Genomic DNA, 20605 nt, shown 5'->3' with positions numbered 1-20605 from the left:
TTTGTTTCAGTGGGTTCCGACGGCCTTGCCGTAAATCCGCACCACGTTGCGGACGGCTTCCACCATCAAGGCGTGGGGCGTCGGTTCAATCTCACCCGATGCGACTGCCGGATAAAGCGTGCCGAGATACTGGCTGATCAGCGTTTCAGGTATTTTGCGGCCTTCAAGGCGCTTCAAAAGCACGTCCACGGCAGCGGTTGCGGCCGGATGCGGCCAGTAATAGCGAATGCGGTCACTATAGGAGAAATGGCGTTGCAGGCGCAGCTCCTCCGCATCGCCGTGGTAATATTTTTCCCAGTTCTTCGGCTCAGCCAGAAGTAGTGCTTCCATCTTGCCGCGCAGGGTTTCTTCTTCCGGCAGCTTGTCGAGGAAAGCCGCAATCTGGTCGAGGCCATAGAGCGCCTCGCGCAGTGCGAAAGTCAGGCCGGGCCCGACTTTCAGAATGGCGAACCCGTCATCCACCAGATCGGAAAGTGCTTCCACCGGCTGATAGTCGGTCGAATGCGCTTCAAAGACGAATTGCGGCATTTCGCCGAGAACGCCGCTGAGAGCTGTCGCCTTCTCGCTGTTGTAGAACACGACATTCTCATTGCCGAACTCGACGCCCGGCTGTACCACGACGCCGATGGCGCGGGCAAAGGCATCTTCCAGCCCCAGTGCCGCGAAAGCCTTGCGGTGAATGGCGACAGTTTCAACTGCCGCGCCCGGCCTGGTCAGCTCCAGCTCTTCGATTTCTTCCATCGCCCCGCCGGGGATAGGTACTTCGGTGCCGATAATATAGACCGGCAGGTCGTATCCGGCTTCGCGGGCCGCCGTTTCGGAAACCTTGGCCAGACGTGCGGCACGCTCGGCGGTGACAGCATCGGGCAGCGCAACCGGTTCGCCAGCGCAGCCCATTGATGTGTCGAGATGGATCTTGGTGAAACCCGCACGCACGAATGCATCAATCATGATATCCGATTTCAGCAAGGCTTCTTCGGCAGGCAGGTGCTTCCACGGGTTCGGGCCGAGATGGTCGCCGCCCAGAATGAGCCGCTTGGTGTCAAAACCGACGCGGGCGGCGATGTCCTCCACGAAGCGGCGGAAGTCGGCAGGTGTCATGCCGGTATAGCCGCCCTCCTGATTGACCTGATTGCAAGTGGCCTCGATCAGAACATCCGTATTGGTCGCGACGCCTTCAAGGAGGGCTGCTTCGATCACCAGAGGATGCGCAGAGCAGATCGACGTGATGCCGCCACGAACTCCGCTGGCGTAACGTGCGGGAAGTGCGCTCAGAACTTTCGTGCTGCTCATGCTGGAACTCCGTTTTTCTGAAGGAAGGCTTCAATTTCGGCCATGGTCGAGGTGCCTTCCATCGGCCCTTTGACACCGACGGCGCGTGCGCCGGTGGCATTGGCGATGACGAGGGCTTCTTTCGGTGCCATGTCGCGCAGCCAGTAGGTGACGAATGCCGCGCCAAAACTGTCGCCTGCTCCGGTCGGGTCGATTTCCTCGACCTTGAAAGCGGGCGCGAAAACTTCGCCGGACTGGTCGAAATAGCTGGCGCCTTCAGCGCCGCGCTTGATGACGATGGCCTTGATGCCGCGTGCCAGCAGTTCTTCCACGGCGGCTTTTTCCTCGGTCGCCTTGGTGAAGAGGAAGATTTCCGGGCCGCTCGGCATGAACAGGTCCGTGTTTTCCAGCGCATGGGCCAGCGCCTGGCGCATGCCCGGCAATTCCAGCATTTCCTTGCGGATATTCGGGTCGAAGGACACGGTGCCGCCCTTCGCCTTGATGCGGATGGTTGCCTCGTGGATCGCCGAAACAATGCCGTCGGAGAACAGGGCCGATCCCATGATATGCAGGTGATCGGCGGTCTCGATCAGCTTTTCGGCTTCAGGCGTCAGGCCGATAGCGCTGCATGCGCTGTGCTTGATGTTGAAGATGAAATCGCGATTGCCATCCGGGCGATAACGCACGAAGGCGCTGCCGGTCGCGGCTGTCGGATGCACACCGATGGCCGATACATCCACGCCGTCCTTTTGCAGGCGCTCGACATTGAGGGCACCAAAATCGTCATTGCCGACCGCGCTGACCATGCCGCAAGGCTGGCCCATTTTTGCGGCCTGATCGATGAAGATTGCAGGCGCACCGGAGGCGAAAGGCCCGATCAATGGGATGGCGGTTTTGAAACCGTTGCCGGTTTCCACGGCCATGATTTCGACGACGATCTCGCCGATGGTGATGATCTTTTTCATTAGGTACACCGCGATTATGTGCGCATGGATTTTGAGCGCACGTCGAGCCAGACAGCGACCAGAATGACCACGCCCTTGACGATGAGCTGATAGAAATAAGGCACCGACAGCATGTTCATGCCGTTGTTGATGACACCGATGATAAGTGCGCCGAGAATGGTGCCGACCATGGTGCCGACGCCGCCGGCAAGCGAGGTGCCGCCAAGCACGACTGCCGCAATGGCGTCGAGTTCGTAGCCCATGCCCGCATTGGTCTGCGCTGAGGACAGGCGCGACGAGAGCAGAATGCCGCTAATCGCCGCCATGACGCCGGAAAGCATGAAGACAATGATCTTGATGCGATCGACGCGAATACCCGAATAGATCGCAGCTTCCTTGTTGCCGCCGGTCAGGTAGATGCGGCGACCGAAAACGGTCTTGGACAGGAGGACATAATTGAAGATGAACAGGATACCGACGATCCAAATGATGATCGGCAGGCCGAGCCAGCTTTCCGAACCGATGGCGAGCCAGGTGTCGTTTTCGATGATCTCCGGAGCACCGTTGGTCGGAAGGCTCACCATCCCGCGATAAATGCCCATTGTCGCGACCGTCACGATGAAGGAGGGCAGCATCAGTTTGGCGGAAAGCACACCGTTCAATCCGCCCATGATGGCGCCTGCGGCAAGCGTGAACACGACGGTCGGCAAAAAGCCGAACCCCATCGCGAATGCCTGCGCCGCCACCATGCCGGAAACCGCGATGATGGAGCCTATGGAAAGATCAATTTCACCAAGCAGGATCACATAGGTCATGCCATAAGCGGCAACGGCGATCACCGCCACCTGCTGCATGATGTTCATGAAATTGTTGAAGGCGAGAAAGCGCGGATTCAACACCGCAAAGACCACGCAGAGCACGGCCAGAGAGATGATGATGCCGCCATATTGGCGAACCAGCGGGGAGCTGAAAAGCGAACGGCGGACTTCCGCGTCCACGGCTTTCTTCTGAATATCTGCATTGCTCATTGATGCATTCCTGCTGCGTAGCTCATGACGGTTTCGGGCGTGAGGCCATCGGCATCGACAATGGCAGCAACATGCTTGTTATGCATGATCGCCACGCGGTCGCTGAGACCCAGCACTTCCGGCAGTTCGGAGGAAACCATCAGGATCGCCGCGCCATTGGCGGCAAGTTCACGGATGATACGATAGATTTCGAATTTCGCGCCGACATCGACGCCGCGCGTCGGCTCATCGAGAATGAGGATGCGTGGCTTGGTCTGGAGCCATTTGGCCAGCACGATCTTTTGCTGGTTGCCGCCGCTGAGCGATCCGGCAACGGTGTCAAGCGACGCGGTCTTGATCGCGAGGCGCAGGACCTCTGCCTTGGCCGAAGAACGCTCCGCCCTGGAACGCATCAGGCCGAACGGGCCTGCTAGCTGGCCAAGTCCCACCATATTGATATTGCGCTCGACACTATGCTGAAGAACGAGCCCTTCTTCCTTGCGGTTCTCGGTCACGAACGCAATACCGTTGCGAATGGCATCGGTCGGTGAGGCAAGGGTGATGATCTTGCCGTCGAGCCTGATTTCGCCGGTGGGCCGCAGCATCCCGAACAGGGCTTTCATCACATCAGAACGACCGGAGCCAACAAGGCCGAAAAGGCCCAGTACTTCGCCCGGCTTCACATTGATGGAAACATCGTTAAATTTGCCCGGAACGGATAGGTTCTTCGTTTCGAGAATTGGCGGAACGCTTGTCGCAGGGCGCGGCGCTTCACGCGGCGGATAGATGTCGTTCATCTCGCGACCGACCATCAGTGCGATCAGCTTGTCGATGCTGGTCTCGCTCTTTTCGGCGGTCGTGACATATTCGCCATCACGCACGACGGTAATGTCGTCGGAAAGCCGCATGATTTCTTCCATGCGGTGCGAAATATAGATGACAGCAGTGCCCTTCGCTTTCAGGCGGTCGATGATCGAAAACAGGATTTCGGCCTCGCTGTCCGACAGCGACGAGGTTGGCTCATCCAGAATGACCACATCGGCAGGAAGGCTGAGGCCCTTGGCGATTTCGACCAGTTGGCGCTGGGCAATCGACAGGTCGCCGACCTTGGCGCGGGCATCGACCGGCAGGCCGAGGTCGGCCACCAGCTTCATCGCTTCCGCGTTCAATTCGCGCTCGCGGATGAAGCCGAAACGGCTTGGCTCGTGGTTTGCGAAAATGTTCTCGGCAACCGTCAGATTGCGGGAAAGGCTCAGTTCCTGAAAGACAATGGCAATGCCATGCGCACGCGCGTCGCGTGGGTCTCTCGGCGCATAGGGCGCGCCTTTGAGCAGGATGGTGCCGGAGGTCGGCTTGAAAACGCCAGCCAGAATCTTCATCAGCGTGGATTTGCCCGCGCCGTTCTCACCGAGCAGCGTATGCACGCGGCCCCGTCGAACGGTGAGGTTCATGCGCTTCAGCGCAACCACGGGGCCGAAGGATTTCGCGACGTCGCGAATTTCGAGCACGACATCAGGGGCTGCTATCGGTTCGGATCTGGTGGCGGTCACGGGATCTGTCACTTTGGGGCCTCCTGCTATCTAAGGGGATGCGGCGGCGGCAGGCGCGTGGTGTTCGCCGGGCCGCCGCACGCAGAATGGAAACAGCGACTGGGAGGAGTGTCACTGTTTCACGCGGTGTTACTTGGTTTCGCCGTCCTTGGTGACGACGCCCGGAACGATGGGCTGCTTGGCCGGAACTTCCTCGCCCTTGATGACCTTGGCCGCGGTTTCAACTGCAACCTTGCCCATCTGGTCCGGATACTGTGCGATAACGCCGACCATGACCGGGTCGTTTTTCACGGCATTGCGGGCTTCTTCCATACCGTCGAAACCGATCACCTTGACCTGGCTTTCAAGCTTGGCCGACTTTACAGCCGAGGCGGCGGCAAGTGCTGCATCGTCACCGAAGCCGAAAATGCCGACGATATCAGGATTGGCCTGAAGGATGTTCTGTGCAGCCGAAAGCGCTTCCGGACGGGTGATGCCCGGCTGGATCGCCACGATCTCGACGTCCGGATATTTGGCGATGCCCTTCTTGAAGCCTTCAACGCGGTCCACGACCGACTGAACGGTCGGGTAGTCGATGATCGCGACATTGCCTTTTTCACCGATGGACTTGGCCATCAGTTCGGCAGCCTTTTCGCCGCCCGCGAAATTGTCCGTGCCGACGAAGGAAGTCACGTCGACATTGTTGGCCGGAACGTCGACAGTGATGACCTTGATGCCAGCCTTTTCAGCCTTGTTGATGGCCGAGCGAACGCCCTTGCTGTCAACCGGCGAGATGATGATGACGTCGACGCCCTTGGTGATGAAGTCTTCCACATCGGCGAGCTGCTTGCTCAGGTCCTGATTGGCGATGGAGACTTCCAGCGGCACATTCTCTGCCTGCGCTTCCTTCTTCATCGCGTCTGCGAGCGAGATGTAGAAAGGATGCTGCTGGGTCAGAAGCGATGCGCCGATGCCTTCGGCAGATGCAGCACCTGCCATCATGGCCAGAGCCACGCCGGAAAAGAGAATACGGCTGAGCGATTTGCGAAACATGATTTCCTCCGAATGACCGGCGCTCGCCGGGACGTCCTTCTATGGGACATGAACAACGGTTTTCCTGCTGGCTCGTCAGTTGTCGCCAACTGCAAACCTCCCGAAGGGCAGGGCCTTCAGCCCATGATTGAGCTCCCCTAGACATGCTAGAGCTTGTTCAGTGTGTCAATATAAAATTTTTCACGTGTAAAAATTATAACGATTGAATTTAGGCGCGCGACACGGGTGTGAGCTGCAGAAAAGAGGTGAATGCGTCGGCTACTGATCACTAATGTGCTGAAATTTGTTGCTTCTGATCGGAAATAAATTTACGCATGAAAAGAAAAGTGGGCAGCACCGAAAAATCGCTTCGATACCCCAATGGGAAAAGCAGGGCATGACCGAACAGAAGATCAGGACGATGGAAGAGTTCGCGGCGGCAAGCGGATTGTCTCGTCCTACGGTCTCGAAATATTTCGACAATCCTGAAAGCGTAAAGCCTTCCACGCGGGCTCGTATCGAAAAGGCGCTGAAAGACTATAGTTATCAGCCGAATATTTTTGCAGTCAGCCTCAATCGCAAGAAGCCGAAGAATATCGGTGTTATCGTTCCGCATATATCCGATCCATTTTATGCGGAGATCATCCGCCAGATCGAAATGCGTTGTCTGGCGGAGGGCTACTGGACCATCGTGCTGTCATCTCATGGTGACAGAAAACTCGAAGCGCGAGCGATGCGCACGTTGATGTCTCTCAAGATTGCGGGTGTTCTGATGGCTCCGCTCGGTTTCGATACCGATGAGAAGCTTCTTTCCAGTCTGTCGAACTCGACACCTGCGGTCTTCCTGGACAGTCGCATCAGCGATGACCAACCGTTCGTCGGCACGGATAATCGTCAGAGTATAGGGAATATCACTGAATATCTTTATCGAACGGGGGAGCACCCCTGCTTCCTCGAAATGCCGGCTGTAAACCAGAATGCGCTGGAGCGGCGTTCGGCCTATATCGAAACCATGGAAAGGCTTGGCGTTGAACCGATCGTCCTTCCCATAGCTGCGAAGAACTGGAATTTCGAGGAACTGGGCTATCAGGAGGCAGGCCGGATTTTTGATCGCGGCGGTTTTCCGACGCGCACGGTTCTATGTGCCAATGATCGTCTGGCCTTCGGCGTTATCTCCGCTGCATTCGAGCGTCGGCGCCATGTCGGACGCGAAGAGGGCTGCGATCTTCGTGTCGCAGGTCATGACGATCATCCTCTCAGTCGCTTCACTTGTCCGCCGCTGACGACGGTTGCGCAGGATTATCGGCAAATCGCGCAGTTGGGTCTCGATATGCTTTTCTCGCGGATCAATGCACAGGAAAGCGGGGCGGCAGTCGAGAAGGAAATACGCCGTCTCGATAGCCACCTCATCATGCGCGGCTCTGCATGATGCCGCCGAAAAGCCTCCTGAAAGCCGGAATATACACAGTTTTGCCATGCGTTCGCCGCAATTGATGGGCGAAAATATGCATGCTCCGGCACCGTTTTACGTCTTTTGACTGCCCAAAGACCCTTTTCTGCACTCTGCCTTAATTAAGGATGGCGCTTGAATGGAGGCCAGTCCCTTTCGATCTTGCCGGGGTAAGAATTACTCTGCCGCTCCCTAGATTTTTTCCATGCTCGCCTATGTGGATATCTAGGCAGCATGGAGTTGTGCGGCACACGGATTGCTGCAAGACTTGCAACCTATATCTGGAATGCCTCGAAATTGGTGAGCGGCTAATCCGCACGGTTTCCCTGCGCGTATGACAGGATGCCGTTTATGCTGGAAGGGGTAATGTCTTGCTTATCTGGTTAACTTCCATCGTTCTTTTTCTGATTGGACTTGCGCTCGGCGCAGGAGGTATCTGGCTCGCCGCACTCGGCGGCAGTTGGTATTACATACTCGCGGCGATCGGCTTTCTGCTGACCGCCGTTTTGCTTTCCCGGCGCAGCGCCTCGGCATTATGGGTCTATGCGCTTGTTATCCTCGGATCGCTCGGCTGGGCCGTTTATGAAGTCGGCTTCGATTGGTGGCAGCTTGGCGCACGCGGCGGCATCATCGTACTGCTCGGCTTCTGGATGCTGACGCCCTGGATCAGGAAACCACTGAACAACGGGGCAGGCGATAGCGGTCTGCCGCTTGCCATTGCCTCGCTTGTCGCCTTGGTCGTTGCCGTCTACTCGATGACGCAGGACCCCTACAACATAGCAGGCAACCTGCCGACCGAAAAGGTTGCTGCAACGCCGGATATGGGCGGCAACGTTCCTGACGGCGAGTGGCATCAGTATGGGCGCACGCCCTATGGCCAGCGCTATTCGCCGCTGGCTGAGATAACGCCGGAAAATGTTTCCAAGCTTCAGGTTGCCTGGCAATATCAGACCGGCGATGTGAAACAGCCGCAGGATGTGGGAGAAACGACCTATCAGGTTACTCCACTCAAGATCGGCGATTCCCTTTATCTCTGCACGCCGCATAACTGGGCCATCGCGCTGGATGCGGCAACCGGCAAGGAAAAGTGGAAATTCGATCCGAAGGTTGGCTTCAATACGGATCGCCAGCACCAGACCTGCCGTGGTGTGAGCTACTGGAAGGATGCGACCGCAACGGCGGGAGCAAAATGCGCCGAGCGTGTCTATCTGCCGACATCTGACGCACGATTGATTGCACTGGATACGGCCACCGGAGAAATCTGCACGGATTTCGCCAATGGTGGTACGCTCGATCTCAGCCATGGCATGAAATACAATCCAGCGGGGTATTATTACTCCACGTCACCGCCTGTTGTCGTCGGCGACAAGATCATCGTTGGCGGTGCCGTCAATGACAATTACTCGACGGAAGAACAGTCCGGCGTCATCCGCGCATTTGATATCCGCACCGGCCAACTGCTGTGGAACTGGGATTCGGGCAATCCGGATGTAACCACGCCGCTGCCGGAAGGCGAGCACTACACGACCAACTCACCCAATAGCTGGTCCGTTTCCAGCGTCGATGAAAAGCTTGGTCTGATTTTTGTGCCGCTCGGCAATAAGGTGCCGGACCAGCTTGGCATGGACCGCAGCGAGAATGTGGAGAAGTTTTCCTCGTCCATCGTCGCTCTCGATGTGAACACCGGACAACTTCGCTGGGTGCGTCAGACGGTTCACCATGATCTATGGGATATGGACGTTCCAGCCCAGCCGGTCCTGCTGGAAATCAACGGGGTCCCGGCGCTGGTCGGCCCGACCAAACAGGGCGATCTCTATGTTCTGGATCGACGTACCGGCGAGCCGATCATTCCGGTCAGGGAAATTCCGGCGCCGACCGGCGCGATCCCGGAGGATCACACGGCACCGACACAGCCGATCTCCGACCTCACTTTCAGCCCGCCACCCTTGCGTGAAAGCGACATGTGGGGCGTGACCATGTTTGATCAGCTCGCTTGTCGTATCAAGTTCCACCAGCTTTTGTATGAGGGGCGCTACACGCCGCCATCGCTGCGCGGAACGATTGTCTATCCGGGCAATTTCGGTGTGTTCAACTGGGGTAGCGTGGCAGTCGATCCGGTACGGCAAGTCATGTTCGGCATGCCGACCTATCTGGCCTTCACCTCGCGTCTGGTGCCGCGCGCGGATATTCCTCCTCGCGGTCAGGATGAAAAGGGCAGCGAACAGGGGCTGAACCGCAACGACGGCGCCCCCTACGGAGTCTTCATGGGGCCGTTCCTCGGCCCGCTCGGCATTCCCTGCCAGACGCCGCCATGGGGTTATGTCGCTGGTGTTGACCTGCGAACCGGCAAGATTGCCTACAAGCACCGGAATGGAACGATCCGCGATATGTCACCGGTTCCACTTCCGCTGAAGGTTGGCGTTCCGGGCATTGGCGGACCGATGATTACCGCAGGCGGCGTTGCCTTCCTTGGTGCAGCCGTGGATGACTATCTGCGCGCCTATGACCTGACTTCGGGCAAGCAGCTCTGGGAAGCACGGCTTCCTGCTGGCGGTCAGTCGACGCCAATGAGCTATACGGTCGGCGATCAGCAGTTCGTGCTGATGGTGGCCGGTGGGCATGGTTCCATTGGAACCAAACCGGGTGATTATGTGATTGCCTATACTTTACCGAAAGGTTGAGCCGGAGACGCAACAGAAAAACGCCGGAAGCAGTTCCGGCGTTTTCATTTGAAAATCTCAGATTTTGCCGTGCAGCAATTCACCTTTTCGCGGAGCCGGACGTTTGCGGCTCTCCACGCTGTTTTCTGCAAGCTGGTGAATGATCGGGCAATCGGGACGGTTATCGCCGTGACAGTTTTTCGCGAGGTAGCGCAGCGTATCAGCCATTTCCTGAAGCTGGCGCATCTTGGCTTCCAGCTCCTCGACATGACCGAGGGCCACCTTCTTGACATCAGCCGATGCGCGGTTGCGATCGCGCCAAAGCGTCAGGAGTTCCTTGATCTGCTCGACCTGAAAACCGAGATCGCGGCTGCGGCGGATGAAGCGCAGGGTCTCGACATCTTTCTGCGTATAGACGCGATAGCCCGAACCGGTTCTCTCGGCAGCTTCAATGAGTTCGATTGTTTCATAATGGCGGATCATCTTCGCCGATATGCCAGATGCTGCGGCTGCCTGCCCGATGTTCATCCCGTTCCTCGCTGGCTGGTCGTTTGCAAGGATATAGGAATGCGGTGGCGTCTTTCAAAGGCCCCGTCCGGAACGTTTCAGGAGATAACGCTCAATTGCCTGAAACCCATCGAAGATGAGTATGGCAAGTGCCGCTACAACGAGTCCGCCTTGCAAAACGAAAGCAAGGTTGTTGGAAATGAGACCGGCTATGATGACTTCCCCAAGTGTTCTGGCGGCCACCGTCGAGCCGATGGTGGCCGTTGCAAGGCCGATCACGGCGGAAAGTCTGATACCCGCCAGAATAACCGGCATGGCGAGGGGAACCTCGATTTTCACAAGCCGTTGCGCGCTGGTCATCCCCATGCCGCGCGCAGCTTCGACAACCGGAGGCGGCAAAGTCGTTAGTCCTGTCAGCGTATTCTCAAAAATCGGAAGCAGACCATAGAGGAAGAGGGCAATCAGGGTCGGTTTGTCTCCGAAACCGAAGACCGGCACTGCAAGTGCCAGCACTGCAACTGGGGGGAAGGTCTGGCCGATATTCACAAGGCTGCGTGAGAGCGGCAGAAACTCCGCACCCTGCTTTCTGGTAACAAAGATTGCCATCGATACAGCCACAATCGTGGAAGCCAGTGCGGCCAGAGCGACCAGACCGAGATGCTGCAAAGTCAGCGTGACGAAGTTTGCACGATCATAAATGACCGGAACACCCTCGTCGACGAGCGGTCGAAACAACGGCTCGAAAAGATGAGGCTGCCACAAAAACAGCAACAGAACGCCCAGAAGCAGCGCACGCGGAACAAGGGACAGGAACAATTTCATGCCGGACGCTCTGCCTGATGCAGAAGCCTGTCGAGCGTGACTTGTCCAAGTGGTCTGCCATCATGGTCAAGAACGGGAAGGGCCTTTCGTCCTGACCACAGAAGCTCGGCAAGGGCATCACGTTGCGACGCCGTTACCGGCATTGTTGCACCGCCCGCATCACCGGGCTGGAGCACGGTTTTCAGGTCCATCAGAGAGAGGAGACGGAAGGGCCGTTCGCCCGTACCGACAAGGCGCTCGACGAAATCGGTTGCCGGGCGGGCGAGAATTTCTGCCGGCGGACCATATTGCAGCAGTTTTCCGTCATCCATGACGGCGATACGGTCCCCCAGCGATATCGCTTCCTCCATGTCGTGCGTGACAAGGATAATGGTTGTGCCAAGCCGCTTCTGGATCGCCTTCAGATCTTCCTGCGCCTTGGCCCGGATAACCGGATCGAGCGCCCCGAACGGCTCGTCCATGAGAAGGATGTTCGGTCCGGCAGCGAGCGCACGCGCCACACCGACGCGTTGCTGTTGCCCTCCGGAAAGTTCATGCGGATAGCGGTCGCGGTAGTCCACCGGTTCAAGCTGGAAAAGGTCAAGCAGTTCATCGACGCGGATATCGATGCGCTGTTTTTGCCAGCCGAGCAGAAGGGGTACCGTCGCAATGTTCTCTGCGACGGTGCGATGCGGAAACAGTCCGTTCTGCTGGATGACGTAGCCGATCCGCCGCCGCAGAACATGGCCGGGCTCATCCATGATGCTGCGGCCGTCGATAAGGATTTCTCCATCAGTCGGCTCGACCAGACGATTGACCATCCGTAAGAGGGTCGTCTTGCCGGAACCTGACGTCCCGACAATGGCAGCAATACTGTGAGGTTCGATGGTGAAGCTCACCGCGTCCACAGCCGCGCGTCCGTTATAGCGCTTTGTGATATGGTCGAACTCGATCATAGGGAGCTGCCTCTTTCGGTGATTTGTATCGCTGCATCGAGAATGACCGCAGCACCAAAGGCGAGGAGAACGGTAGGCAAGGCGCCCAGCAGAACGAGATCCATTGCCGTTTGCCCAATGCCCTGAAAGACGAATGTTCCGAAGCCACCACCGCCAATCAATGCCGCAATGGTCGTCAGGCCGATATTCTGCACCATGACGATCCGTATGCCGGTGAGAATGACCGGGAAGGCCAGTGGAAACTCTGTCTTGAAGAGACGCTGCAGGCGCGTCATTCCCATGCCGCGGGCTGCGTCCGTTACCGGTTCAGGCACCTGTGCCAGCCCCGCGACTGTGTTTGCCACGATAGGCAGCAGCGAATAGAGGAAAAGTGCGACGAATGCCGGTGCAGCGCCGATTCCACGGATACCGATCGCGCCCGCCCATGGAAACTGCGTGGCGACCCAACTGAGTGGCGCAATCAAAATACCGAACAGGGCCATTGACGGAATGGTCTGCACGATATTGAGGCTGTTCAGAACGAAAGCGCGCAACCCGGCCAAGCGATGGCAGACAAGCCCCAGCGGAATGCCCACTGCGGTCGCCGCTGCAAGCGATCCCAAAGCCAAGGCTATATGCCGTTCTGCTTCGTTCCAGAAGCTGTCCGCGCGGCTTTGATATTCCTTCATGAATGAGATGCTGTCCCAGAGTCCCGAGGAAAGCAGCGCGGCAAGCAGCAATCCCGCAATGACCAGCAGTCCGACCCGTAAAAACGGGCCGGCACGCAACCGGACCAGCCCATCCGCGACATAAAGCGCGCTCGCGAAGAACAGCAGCCAGAAGCCGGAAGCTGGAGAAACGCGCGCATATCTGTTTCCTTCGGGCGACAGATATGACGCGGCCAGGCCGATTGCCACCATGACGGATGCGAGGCAGAACAGAGCCGCGAATAGCCGCAACAAATTGTTGCTACGGGCAAAGCCGATCAGCAGTCCTGCCGCTACGACAGCGGCGAACAGCAGCGCCAACGAGGTCGGCAGGGCATCCAAAAGATAACGCGGCTCGCCTTGAACGATGCGGTTTGCCCGAAAGTTTGCAAATGGCAGAAGCAATCCCGATAAGCCGATTGCCGCTATGACCAATCCGAGCTTGTCGATATATGCAAACAAGCTCTTCGTGCCATTTGCCTGGATCGTCTGGTGTGTTGCACTCATGCCCGGCAATTATCCGTTATCGCGCTCTCTACTTCAGAAATCCGTTGGTCTTGAGAAAATCCTCGGCGACCGCCTTTGCCGGTTCACCACCAAGCTGCACGCGACCGTTGAGTTCCTGAAGGGTTGTCAGGTCAAGCTTCTCGAAAACCGGCTTCAGAAGTTCCTCGATCTTCGGGTTCTTCTTCAGAACCTCTTCGCGGATGATCGGGGCGGGTTGATAAACCGGCTGCACATGCTTGTCGTCTTCCAGCACGGTGAGCCCGGAAGGGGCGATGCCGCCATCGGTGCCGTAGACCATGGCCGCATTAGCGCCATTGGTCTGATTGGCTGCGGCTGCAATCGTCGCCGCAGTGTCGCCACCTGAAAGCGTGATGAGCTGATCGGGTTTCAGGGTGAAGCCATAGGCGGTCTGGAAGGCTGGCAGGGCGGCTGCCGAGTTCACGAACTCCGATGATGCCGCAAGAATGGTCTTTCCGCCTCCCGAAATGTACTTTCCGAACTCGCTCAGATTGGTAAGCTTGTTCTCGTCGGCCACATCCTTGCGGACGGCGATGCCCCATGTGTTGTTGGCGGGAGAGGGGGCGAGCCATACGATCTTGTTGGTGTCGTAATCAAGTTTCTTGGCTGTTTCGTAAGCCTTGGCCGGGTCTTTCCAGAGCGGATCGTCCGCCTTGTTGAAGAAGAAGGCGGCATTGCCGGTATATTCAGGATAAATATCGATTTCGCCAGCGGTGATCGCCTTGCGAACGACCGGCGTTGCGCCGAGCTGAATGCGATCCGTTGTCTGGATACCATTCGCATTGAGAACGGCAAGAATGATGTTGCCAAGGACGCCGCCCTCAGTGTCGATCTTGGAAGACACGACCACCTGTGCCTGCGCGAGGCTGGAAAATTGAATTGCGCCCGCAAAGAGGGCAAGTGCGACGGCACTTCCCTTGAATAGATTTCCGTACGACATGCTTTTCATCCCATCGCGCTGGTTGTTCCTTGTGGAGGTAAACTATAGCGCAGGCGGGAAAAGGAAACCGCCGTTCGACACCCCTCCTGACAGCGGGCTGGCAGGAGGGGTGATGTCAAAAGGCTGGATCAGGCAGCAAAATCGTTTTGCGTGCCGTGTGCTTCAATAGCCTGTGCAAGACGCTGCAGCGCATGAACATAAGCTGCCGAGCGAACTGTCACATTGTGCTGCTTGGCATGGTTCCAGATGGCGCGGCCTTCACGCTCCATGATGGTTTTCAGGCGCTCATGGATTTCTTCAAGCGTCCAGTAATAGCCCTGACGGTTCTGCACCCATTCGAAATAGGAAACTGTCACGCCACCGGCATTGGCCAGAATATCCGGCAGAACGATGACGCCGTTATTCGCAAGGATTTGGTCTGCTTCCGGCGTGACAGGACCATTCGCAAGCTCGACAATCAGCTTTGCCTTGATGGATGCCGCATTGTCTGCGTGGATCATGTTTTCCATGGCGCTTGGCACGAGAACATCGCATTCGGCTGCAACCAGCTCATCCGGCGTGATCGCTTCATGGCCGTTCTTGCCAGCCGTTGAAACAACCGACTTGTTCTGTGCCTTAGCTTCCAGAAGCGCATCGAGATCAAGACCATTGGCGCAATAAACAGCACCGGACGAATCCGATACGGCAACGATCTTGTGACCATCGCTCGCCATCAGCTTGGCGATGAACTGACCGGCATTGCCGAAACCCTGAACCGTGACGCGAAGCTGCGAGGCAAGGCCCAGATCGTGTGACAGATGACGCACCAGATAGAAGCCGCCGCGTGCGGTTGCATCATTGCGTCCGAGCGAACCGCCAAGCGCCAGCGGCTTGCCGGTGATGACGGCAGGCGAGGACTGTCCGACGATCTGGGAATATTCGTCTGCCATCCAGCCCATGATCATGGAATTGGTGTAGACATCCGGTGCCGGAATGTCGCGATCCGGCCCGATAATGCCGGAGAAAGCCTGGATGTAGGCGCGTGAAAGACGTTCCAGTTCAGCCTTTGAAAGTTGACGTGGATCGACCTGGATAGCACCCTTGCCGCCGCCATAAGGCAGGTTCATGACCGCGCATTTGAAAGTCATCCAGAAGGCCAGCGTCTCGACTTCTTCAGCGGTCGCTTCCGGGTGATAGCGGATGCCACCCTTCGTCGGGCCGCGCGTATCATCATAACGGCAGCGCCATGCAAGAAAGGATTTGCGCGAACCGTCATCCATACGAATCATCAGACGCACTTTCATGGTCTCACGCGCATATTTCAGCTTCTCGATGACATCCGCATCGATGTTGATGTGGCTTGCCGCTTCGTCCAGACGAACGAGTGCGCTTTCGAGTAGATTCTCCTTAGTCACGGAATCACCTTTCTTGCGTTTCTTTTATTTTGGGCGCGATTTTACGAAAGAATGCCTAGACCTTTGCGCAATAAAAGAAAAGGGAAAAGGACAATAATGTTGTCCTATTTTACAGGGGCGATTTTTGAAACTGCTTTGCCGTCAGGTTGCAGACGCGGAGCCACTTGTTTGGGGCGGACGAGATGTCGCGAAATGGTGGGCATGTCGTATTTGTGGCGTCTTTTGACGCAAGCCTGCTGTCGGGTTTGAAACGGAAACAATAGAAATATCATCAAAGGCTTCGCTTGCGCCGACACGGCGCTTGCGGTCGCGAAACTGGTGGTTGTCCATGTCCCGTTTTTCTGCAGCTTCTATTATTAAAAATGCGCTTTCCGGCAACAAGAACTGGAAGCCGCAATGGCCGAATGCCGAACCCAAGGCCGAATATGACGTAATCATCGTCGGCGCAGGCGGGCACGGTCTGGGTGCCGCCTATTATCTGGCGAAGGAACATGGCATCACCAATGTCGCGGTTATCGAAAAAGGCTGGCTTGGCGGCGGCAATACGGGGCGTAACACCACGATCATCCGCTCCAACTATCTCTATGATGAGAGCGCGCATCTTTACGAACATGCGATGAAGCTGTGGGAAGGCTTGAGCCAGGACCTCAACTACAATGTCATGTTCTCGCAGCGCGGTGTTATGATGCTGGCACATACGGTGCATGATGTGCAGAGCTTCAAGCGCCATATCCATGCCAATCGTCTCAATGGCATCGACAATGAATGGCTGACCAAGGAGCAGGCGAAGGAATATTGCCCGCCGCTCGATATTTCAGCCAATGCCCGTTATCCGGTTGTTGGTGCAACCTTGCAGCGGCGCGGCGGCGTGGCCCGTCACGATGCGGTTGCCTGGGGCTATGCACGCGGTGCGACGGAGCGCGGCGTTGATATCATCCAGAATTGCCCCGTCACAGCAATCCGCCGCGATGCATCGGGTCGCGTGACCGGCGTGGATACGCCACGCGGTTTCATCAAGGCGAAGAAAGTGGCGGTTTCTGCTGCTGGCAGCACATCCATTGTCATGGACACGGCAGGCGTTCGTATGCCGCTTGAAAGCTTCCCGCTACAGGCGCTGGTGTCCGAGCCGGTCAAGCCGATCTTCCCTTGCGTGGTCATGTCCAACACGGTTCATGCCTATATCAGCCAGTCTGACAAGGGCGAGCTGGTGATTGGTTCCGGTACTGACCAGTATGTGTCTTACAGCCAGCGCGGTGGTCTGCCGCTGATCGAGCATACGCTTGCGGCCATCTGCGAAGTCTTCCCGATCTTCACCCGTATGCGAATGCTGCGCAAATGGGGTGGTATTGTTGACGTCACGCCGGATCGTTCGCCGATTATTGGCAAGACCCCGGTTCCGGGCCTCTTCGTGAATTGCGGCTGGGGTACGGGCGGCTTCAAGGCAACGCCGGGTTCGGCGCATGTCTTTGCGCATACGATCGCCCGCGATGAACCACACTGGATCAATGCGCCGTTCACGCTTGAACGTTTCACCACCGGTCGCCTGATCGATGAAGCGGCTGCTGCCGCCGTTGCGCACTAAGGGAGATAAAACATGCTTCTTATCCGTTGCCCTTATTGCGAGATGGAACGGCCGGAACTGGAATTCGCCTATGCAGGCGAAGCGCATATCGCGCGGCCTGCCGATCCGTCCACTCTGAGCGATGACGAATGGCGTGATTTCCTGTTCACGCGTACCAATCCGCGCGGCACCCATTATGAACGCTGGCGGCATATCAACGGCTGTGGCCGCTTTTTCAATGCTGTACGCGACACGGTGAGCGACAAGTTTGTCACCACCTACAAGGCCGGTGAACCACGCCCAAAGCTTGAACAAACTCCGGCTGCGGAGACGAAATAATGACCGATATGCGCATTCATAATAAAGGCCGTGTCAACAAGGCCAAGTCCGTGCGGTTCAGCTTCAACGGCAAGACCTATTCCGGCTTTGAAGGCGACACGCTGGCATCCGCCATGCTTGCCAATGGCGAGCATCTGGCCGGTCGTTCGTTCAAATATCACCGCCCACGCGGCATTCTTTCTGCCGGTTCCGAAGAGCCAAATGCGCTGATGGGCGTTTCACGCGGGCCGGGCCGGTTTGAGCCGAATACCCGCGCCACGGTGCTGGAACTCTATGACGGACTGAAAGCCGAAAGCCAGAACCATTGGCCGTCGCTCAAGCACGATGTCGGCGCGATCAATGACGCGTTCTACATGTTCTTCTCGGCAGGCTTTTACTACAAGACCTTCATGTGGCCGAAGAGCTTCTGGAACAAGGTTTATGAGCCTTTCATCCGAGGCGCTGCCGGTCTTGGCAAATCGCCATCCGAACCCGATCCGGACACCTATGCCAGCCGCTATGCATTCTGCGATGTGCTGATCGCGGGTGGTGGACCTGCCGGTCTGGCGGCTGCTTTAGAGGCCGCAAAAAGCGGTGCGAAGGTTATCCTCGTTGACGAGCAGGCCGAATTTGGCGGCTCGCTTCTGTCGGAACCGGAGCCGGTCATCAATGGCCGCGCAAGCTGGGACTGGCTCAATGAAACCATAGAAGCGCTGAAAGCCAATCCGAATGTCACGCTTTTGCCGCGCACGACGGCCATCGGCTATTACCATCAAAACATGGTCGGCCTTTGCGAACGCCTGACCGATCATCAGGCAAAGCCTGCCGCCAATGCACCGCGTGAACGCATGTGGCGCGTGCGCGCAAAACAGGTGGTGCTGGCGCAGGGCGCTATCGAAAAGCCGCTGGTCTTTGCAGGCAATGACCGTCCCGGCGTGATGCTGGCATCGAGCGCACGCACCTATCTCAATCGCTATGGCGTCAAGGTCGGCAATCAGGCTGTCGTCGTCACCTCGCATGACAGTGCATGGCTTGCGGCTTTCGATCTCGCTGTTGCAGGCGTCAAGGTCCCGGCCATCATCGATGTGCGTTCAAGTGTTGCCGACAGCCTCGTCAACCGCGCCAAAATGCTCGGCATCGAGACGCTGACTGGCTGGACTGTGACGGATACCGGCGGACGCCATCGTGTGTCGTCCGTGCGGGCTAATCCGGTTTCTAACGGCTCTGTCGGTGCTGCGCGCACGATTGCCTGCGATGTGCTGCTGATGTCAGGCGGCTGGAATCCAAGTGTGCATCTGTTCTCGCACACAAAGGGCTCACTCGTCTGGGATGAGGCGCGCCAAATCTATCTGCCGGGCGAACGCACCGAGGAAAGCCGCTGTGCCGGTGCAGGCAATGGCAATTTCGATCTGCAGGCTGCTCTTCGTGAAGGTGCAGAAGCGGGTGCCGCTGCTGCCAATGATGCCGGGCATAAGGCTAAGGCGTCTGAATATGCGGTTGCCGGCGATTTTGTCTGCGATGGCGTGAGCTGTCGCGAATTGCCAACCGATCGCGATCCGGGCAAAGCCAAGGCTTTCATCGATTTCCAGAACGATGTGACCGCCAAGGATATTCGTCTGGCGGTGCGCGAGGGTTTTCACTCCATCGAGCACGTCAAACGCTATACCACCAATGGCATGGCGACCGATCAGGGCAAGACCTCGAACATCAACGGTCTGGCTGTTGCAGCCGATGCGCTCATGCGTCCGACGCCGCAGGTTGGCCTCACAACGTTCCGTCCGCCTTATACGCCGACGACCTTTGGCGCTTTCTGCGGTTACAATCGCGGCAAACTGTTTGATGTGACACGCAAGACGCCAATCGATAGCTGGGCCGAACAGCACGGCGCTGCTTTCGAGCCTGTGTCGCTGTGGCGTCGCGCATGGTACTTCCCGAAAACCGGTGAAGACATGCATCAGGCCGTGGCACGCGAATGCAAGGCGACCCGCCAGTCGCTCGGCATGTTCGACGCCTCCACGCTTGGCAAGATCGAAGTGGTCGGTCCGGATGCAGCCGAATTCATGAACCGCATGTACACCAATCCATGGACGAAGCTTGGTGTCGGGCGCTGCCGTTATGGTCTGCTGCTTGGCGAAGATGGCTTCATCCGCGATGACGGTGTTGTCGGCCGTCTGACGCAGGATCGCTTCCATGTGACGACCACAACCGGCGGTGCCGCGCGTGTTCTCAACATGATGGAAGATTATCTGCAGACAGAATGGCCGGAGCTGAAAGTCTCGTTGACCTCGACCACCGAACAATGGGCAGTGGTGGCAATCAATGGCCCGAATGCGCGCAAGCTCATCGAGCCGATGGTTGAAGGTCTGGATATTTCGGACGAAGCCTTCCCGCATATGTCGGTTGCTGAATGCACATTCCTTGGCGTGCCGGCGCGTCTGTTCCGCATGAGCTTCACCGGCGAACTGGGCTTCGAGATCAACGTGCCGTCGCGCTACGGTCTGTCGTTGTGGAAGGCGCTTTATGAGGCCGGCCAGCAGTACGACATCACACCTTACGGCACCGAAACCATGCACGTTCTGCGCGCTGAAAAAGGCTATATCATTGTCGGTCAGGATACTGACGGCACGGTGACACCGGATGATGCAAGCCTTGGCTGGGCCGTCGGCAAGCAGAAGCCGGATTTCGTCGGCAAGCGTTCGCTGGCGCGTCCGGACATGCTGAAATCAGATCGCAAGCATCTCGTGGGCCTGCTCACCAACGATCCGAAGCTGGTGCTGGAAGAAGGGGCGCAGATTGTCGCCGATCCAAAACAGGCGCTGCCGATGACCATGCTTGGTCATGTTACTTCGTCCTATTGGAGCGAGGCGCTTGGCCGCTCTATCGCCATGGCCGTGGTATCAGGCGGCAAGGATCGTATGGGCGAAACGCTTTATATGCCGATGCCTGATGGTACAGTACATGAAGCGGTTGTTTCGGGCATGGTCTTCTATGATCCCGAAGGCAAGAAGTTGAACGGATAAGGA

At 57.4% G+C, this 20605-nt stretch carries 16 protein-coding genes; 5 read left to right on the top strand and 11 right to left on the bottom strand.

All coding sequences use genetic code 11. The features are described 5' to 3' along the window. Positions 1-6: 6 nt before the first annotated feature. The 5 genes from FIB18_RS08445 to FIB18_RS08425 all read right to left on the bottom strand — a co-directional run bounded on the left by FIB18_RS08445 (position 7) and on the right by FIB18_RS08425 (position 5805). Complete coding sequence (locus FIB18_RS08445) at positions 7-1293, bottom strand: D-tagatose-bisphosphate aldolase, class II, non-catalytic subunit (RefSeq protein WP_140020268.1); 1287 nt, start codon at positions 1291-1293, stop codon at positions 7-9. Continuing rightward, the gene (locus FIB18_RS08440; RefSeq protein ID WP_140020267.1) at positions 1290-2237 is read right to left on the bottom strand and encodes a tagatose kinase; all 948 of its coding nucleotides are present in this window, start codon (positions 2235-2237) and stop codon (positions 1290-1292) included. The genes FIB18_RS08445 and FIB18_RS08440 overlap by 4 nt, the downstream gene beginning before the upstream one ends. Positions 2238-2251: 14 nt before the next feature. Then, entirely contained in the window at positions 2252-3244 is a 993-nt protein-coding gene (locus tag FIB18_RS08435) for an ABC transporter permease (RefSeq protein ID WP_168436572.1), read from the bottom strand. Beyond that, complete coding sequence (locus tag FIB18_RS08430) at positions 3241-4785, bottom strand: sugar ABC transporter ATP-binding protein (RefSeq protein WP_140020266.1); 1545 nt, start codon at positions 4783-4785, stop codon at positions 3241-3243. The genes FIB18_RS08435 and FIB18_RS08430 overlap by 4 nt, the downstream gene beginning before the upstream one ends. Positions 4786-4902: 117 nt before the next feature. Next, positions 4903-5805, bottom strand: coding sequence for a substrate-binding domain-containing protein (locus FIB18_RS08425; protein ID WP_140020265.1), 903 nt, complete (start codon positions 5803-5805; stop codon positions 4903-4905). 376 nt (positions 5806-6181) lie between these two features. Between FIB18_RS08425 and FIB18_RS08420 the strand changes: the two genes are divergently transcribed. Both FIB18_RS08420 and FIB18_RS08415 read left to right on the top strand, forming a co-directional pair. Next, complete coding sequence (locus FIB18_RS08420) at positions 6182-7213, top strand: LacI family DNA-binding transcriptional regulator (protein ID WP_140020264.1); 1032 nt, start codon at positions 6182-6184, stop codon at positions 7211-7213. Positions 7214-7605: 392 nt separating this feature from the next. Then, a complete protein-coding gene (locus tag FIB18_RS08415) occupies positions 7606-9915 on the top strand; it encodes a glucose/quinate/shikimate family membrane-bound PQQ-dependent dehydrogenase (RefSeq protein ID WP_140020263.1) in 2310 nt (769 codons plus the stop codon). Between the two features lie 57 nt (positions 9916-9972). On the opposite strand, the gene cueR is transcribed toward FIB18_RS08415, so the two are convergent. The 6 genes from cueR to FIB18_RS08385 all read right to left on the bottom strand — a co-directional run bounded on the left by cueR (position 9973) and on the right by FIB18_RS08385 (position 15703). Continuing rightward, a complete protein-coding gene (gene cueR, locus FIB18_RS08410) occupies positions 9973-10422 on the bottom strand; it encodes a Cu(I)-responsive transcriptional regulator (protein WP_140020262.1) in 450 nt (149 codons plus the stop codon). A gap of 54 nt (positions 10423-10476) precedes the next feature. Next, entirely contained in the window at positions 10477-11223 is a 747-nt protein-coding gene (locus FIB18_RS08405; protein ID WP_140020261.1) for an ABC transporter permease, read from the bottom strand. Continuing rightward, on the bottom strand, positions 11220-12158 hold the full coding sequence (locus FIB18_RS08400; RefSeq protein ID WP_140020260.1) for an ABC transporter ATP-binding protein: 939 nt from the start codon (positions 12156-12158) through the stop codon (positions 11220-11222). The genes FIB18_RS08405 and FIB18_RS08400 overlap by 4 nt, the downstream gene beginning before the upstream one ends. After that, positions 12155-13360, bottom strand: a complete 1206-nt coding sequence (locus tag FIB18_RS08395; RefSeq protein WP_407921851.1) for an ABC transporter permease — start codon at positions 13358-13360, stop codon at positions 12155-12157. The genes FIB18_RS08400 and FIB18_RS08395 overlap by 4 nt, the downstream gene beginning before the upstream one ends. A 19-nt stretch (positions 13361-13379) precedes the next feature. Further along, positions 13380-14309 (bottom strand): glycine betaine ABC transporter substrate-binding protein OsmF, encoded by a 930-nt coding sequence (gene osmF, locus FIB18_RS08390; protein WP_140020258.1) that lies wholly within the window; start codon positions 14307-14309, stop codon positions 13380-13382. A gap of 128 nt (positions 14310-14437) precedes the next feature. Continuing rightward, a complete protein-coding gene (locus tag FIB18_RS08385; RefSeq protein WP_140020257.1) occupies positions 14438-15703 on the bottom strand; it encodes a Glu/Leu/Phe/Val family dehydrogenase in 1266 nt (421 codons plus the stop codon). A 328-nt stretch (positions 15704-16031) separates the two neighbouring features. Here FIB18_RS08385 and FIB18_RS08380 point away from each other — a divergent pair, with 328 nt between their 5' ends. From FIB18_RS08380 to FIB18_RS08370, 3 genes are read left to right on the top strand one after another with little or no spacing between them, the layout of a single operon-like run. Further along, positions 16032-17285, top strand: coding sequence for a sarcosine oxidase subunit beta family protein (locus FIB18_RS08380; protein ID WP_010658072.1), 1254 nt, complete (start codon positions 16032-16034; stop codon positions 17283-17285). Between the two features lie 12 nt (positions 17286-17297). Then, on the top strand, positions 17298-17603 hold the full coding sequence (locus FIB18_RS08375) for a sarcosine oxidase subunit delta (protein WP_140020256.1): 306 nt from the start codon (positions 17298-17300) through the stop codon (positions 17601-17603). After that, positions 17603-20602, top strand: coding sequence for a sarcosine oxidase subunit alpha (locus FIB18_RS08370; protein ID WP_140020255.1), 3000 nt, complete (start codon positions 17603-17605; stop codon positions 20600-20602). Before FIB18_RS08375 ends, FIB18_RS08370 begins: the two co-directional genes overlap by 1 nt. The last annotated feature ends 3 nt before the right edge of the window (positions 20603-20605 follow it).

The organism is Brucella pecoris (assembly GCF_006376675.1).
Lineage (GTDB): Bacteria > Pseudomonadota > Alphaproteobacteria > Rhizobiales > Rhizobiaceae > Brucella > Brucella pecoris.
This window is presented reverse-complemented; position numbering and strand designations above follow the sequence as displayed.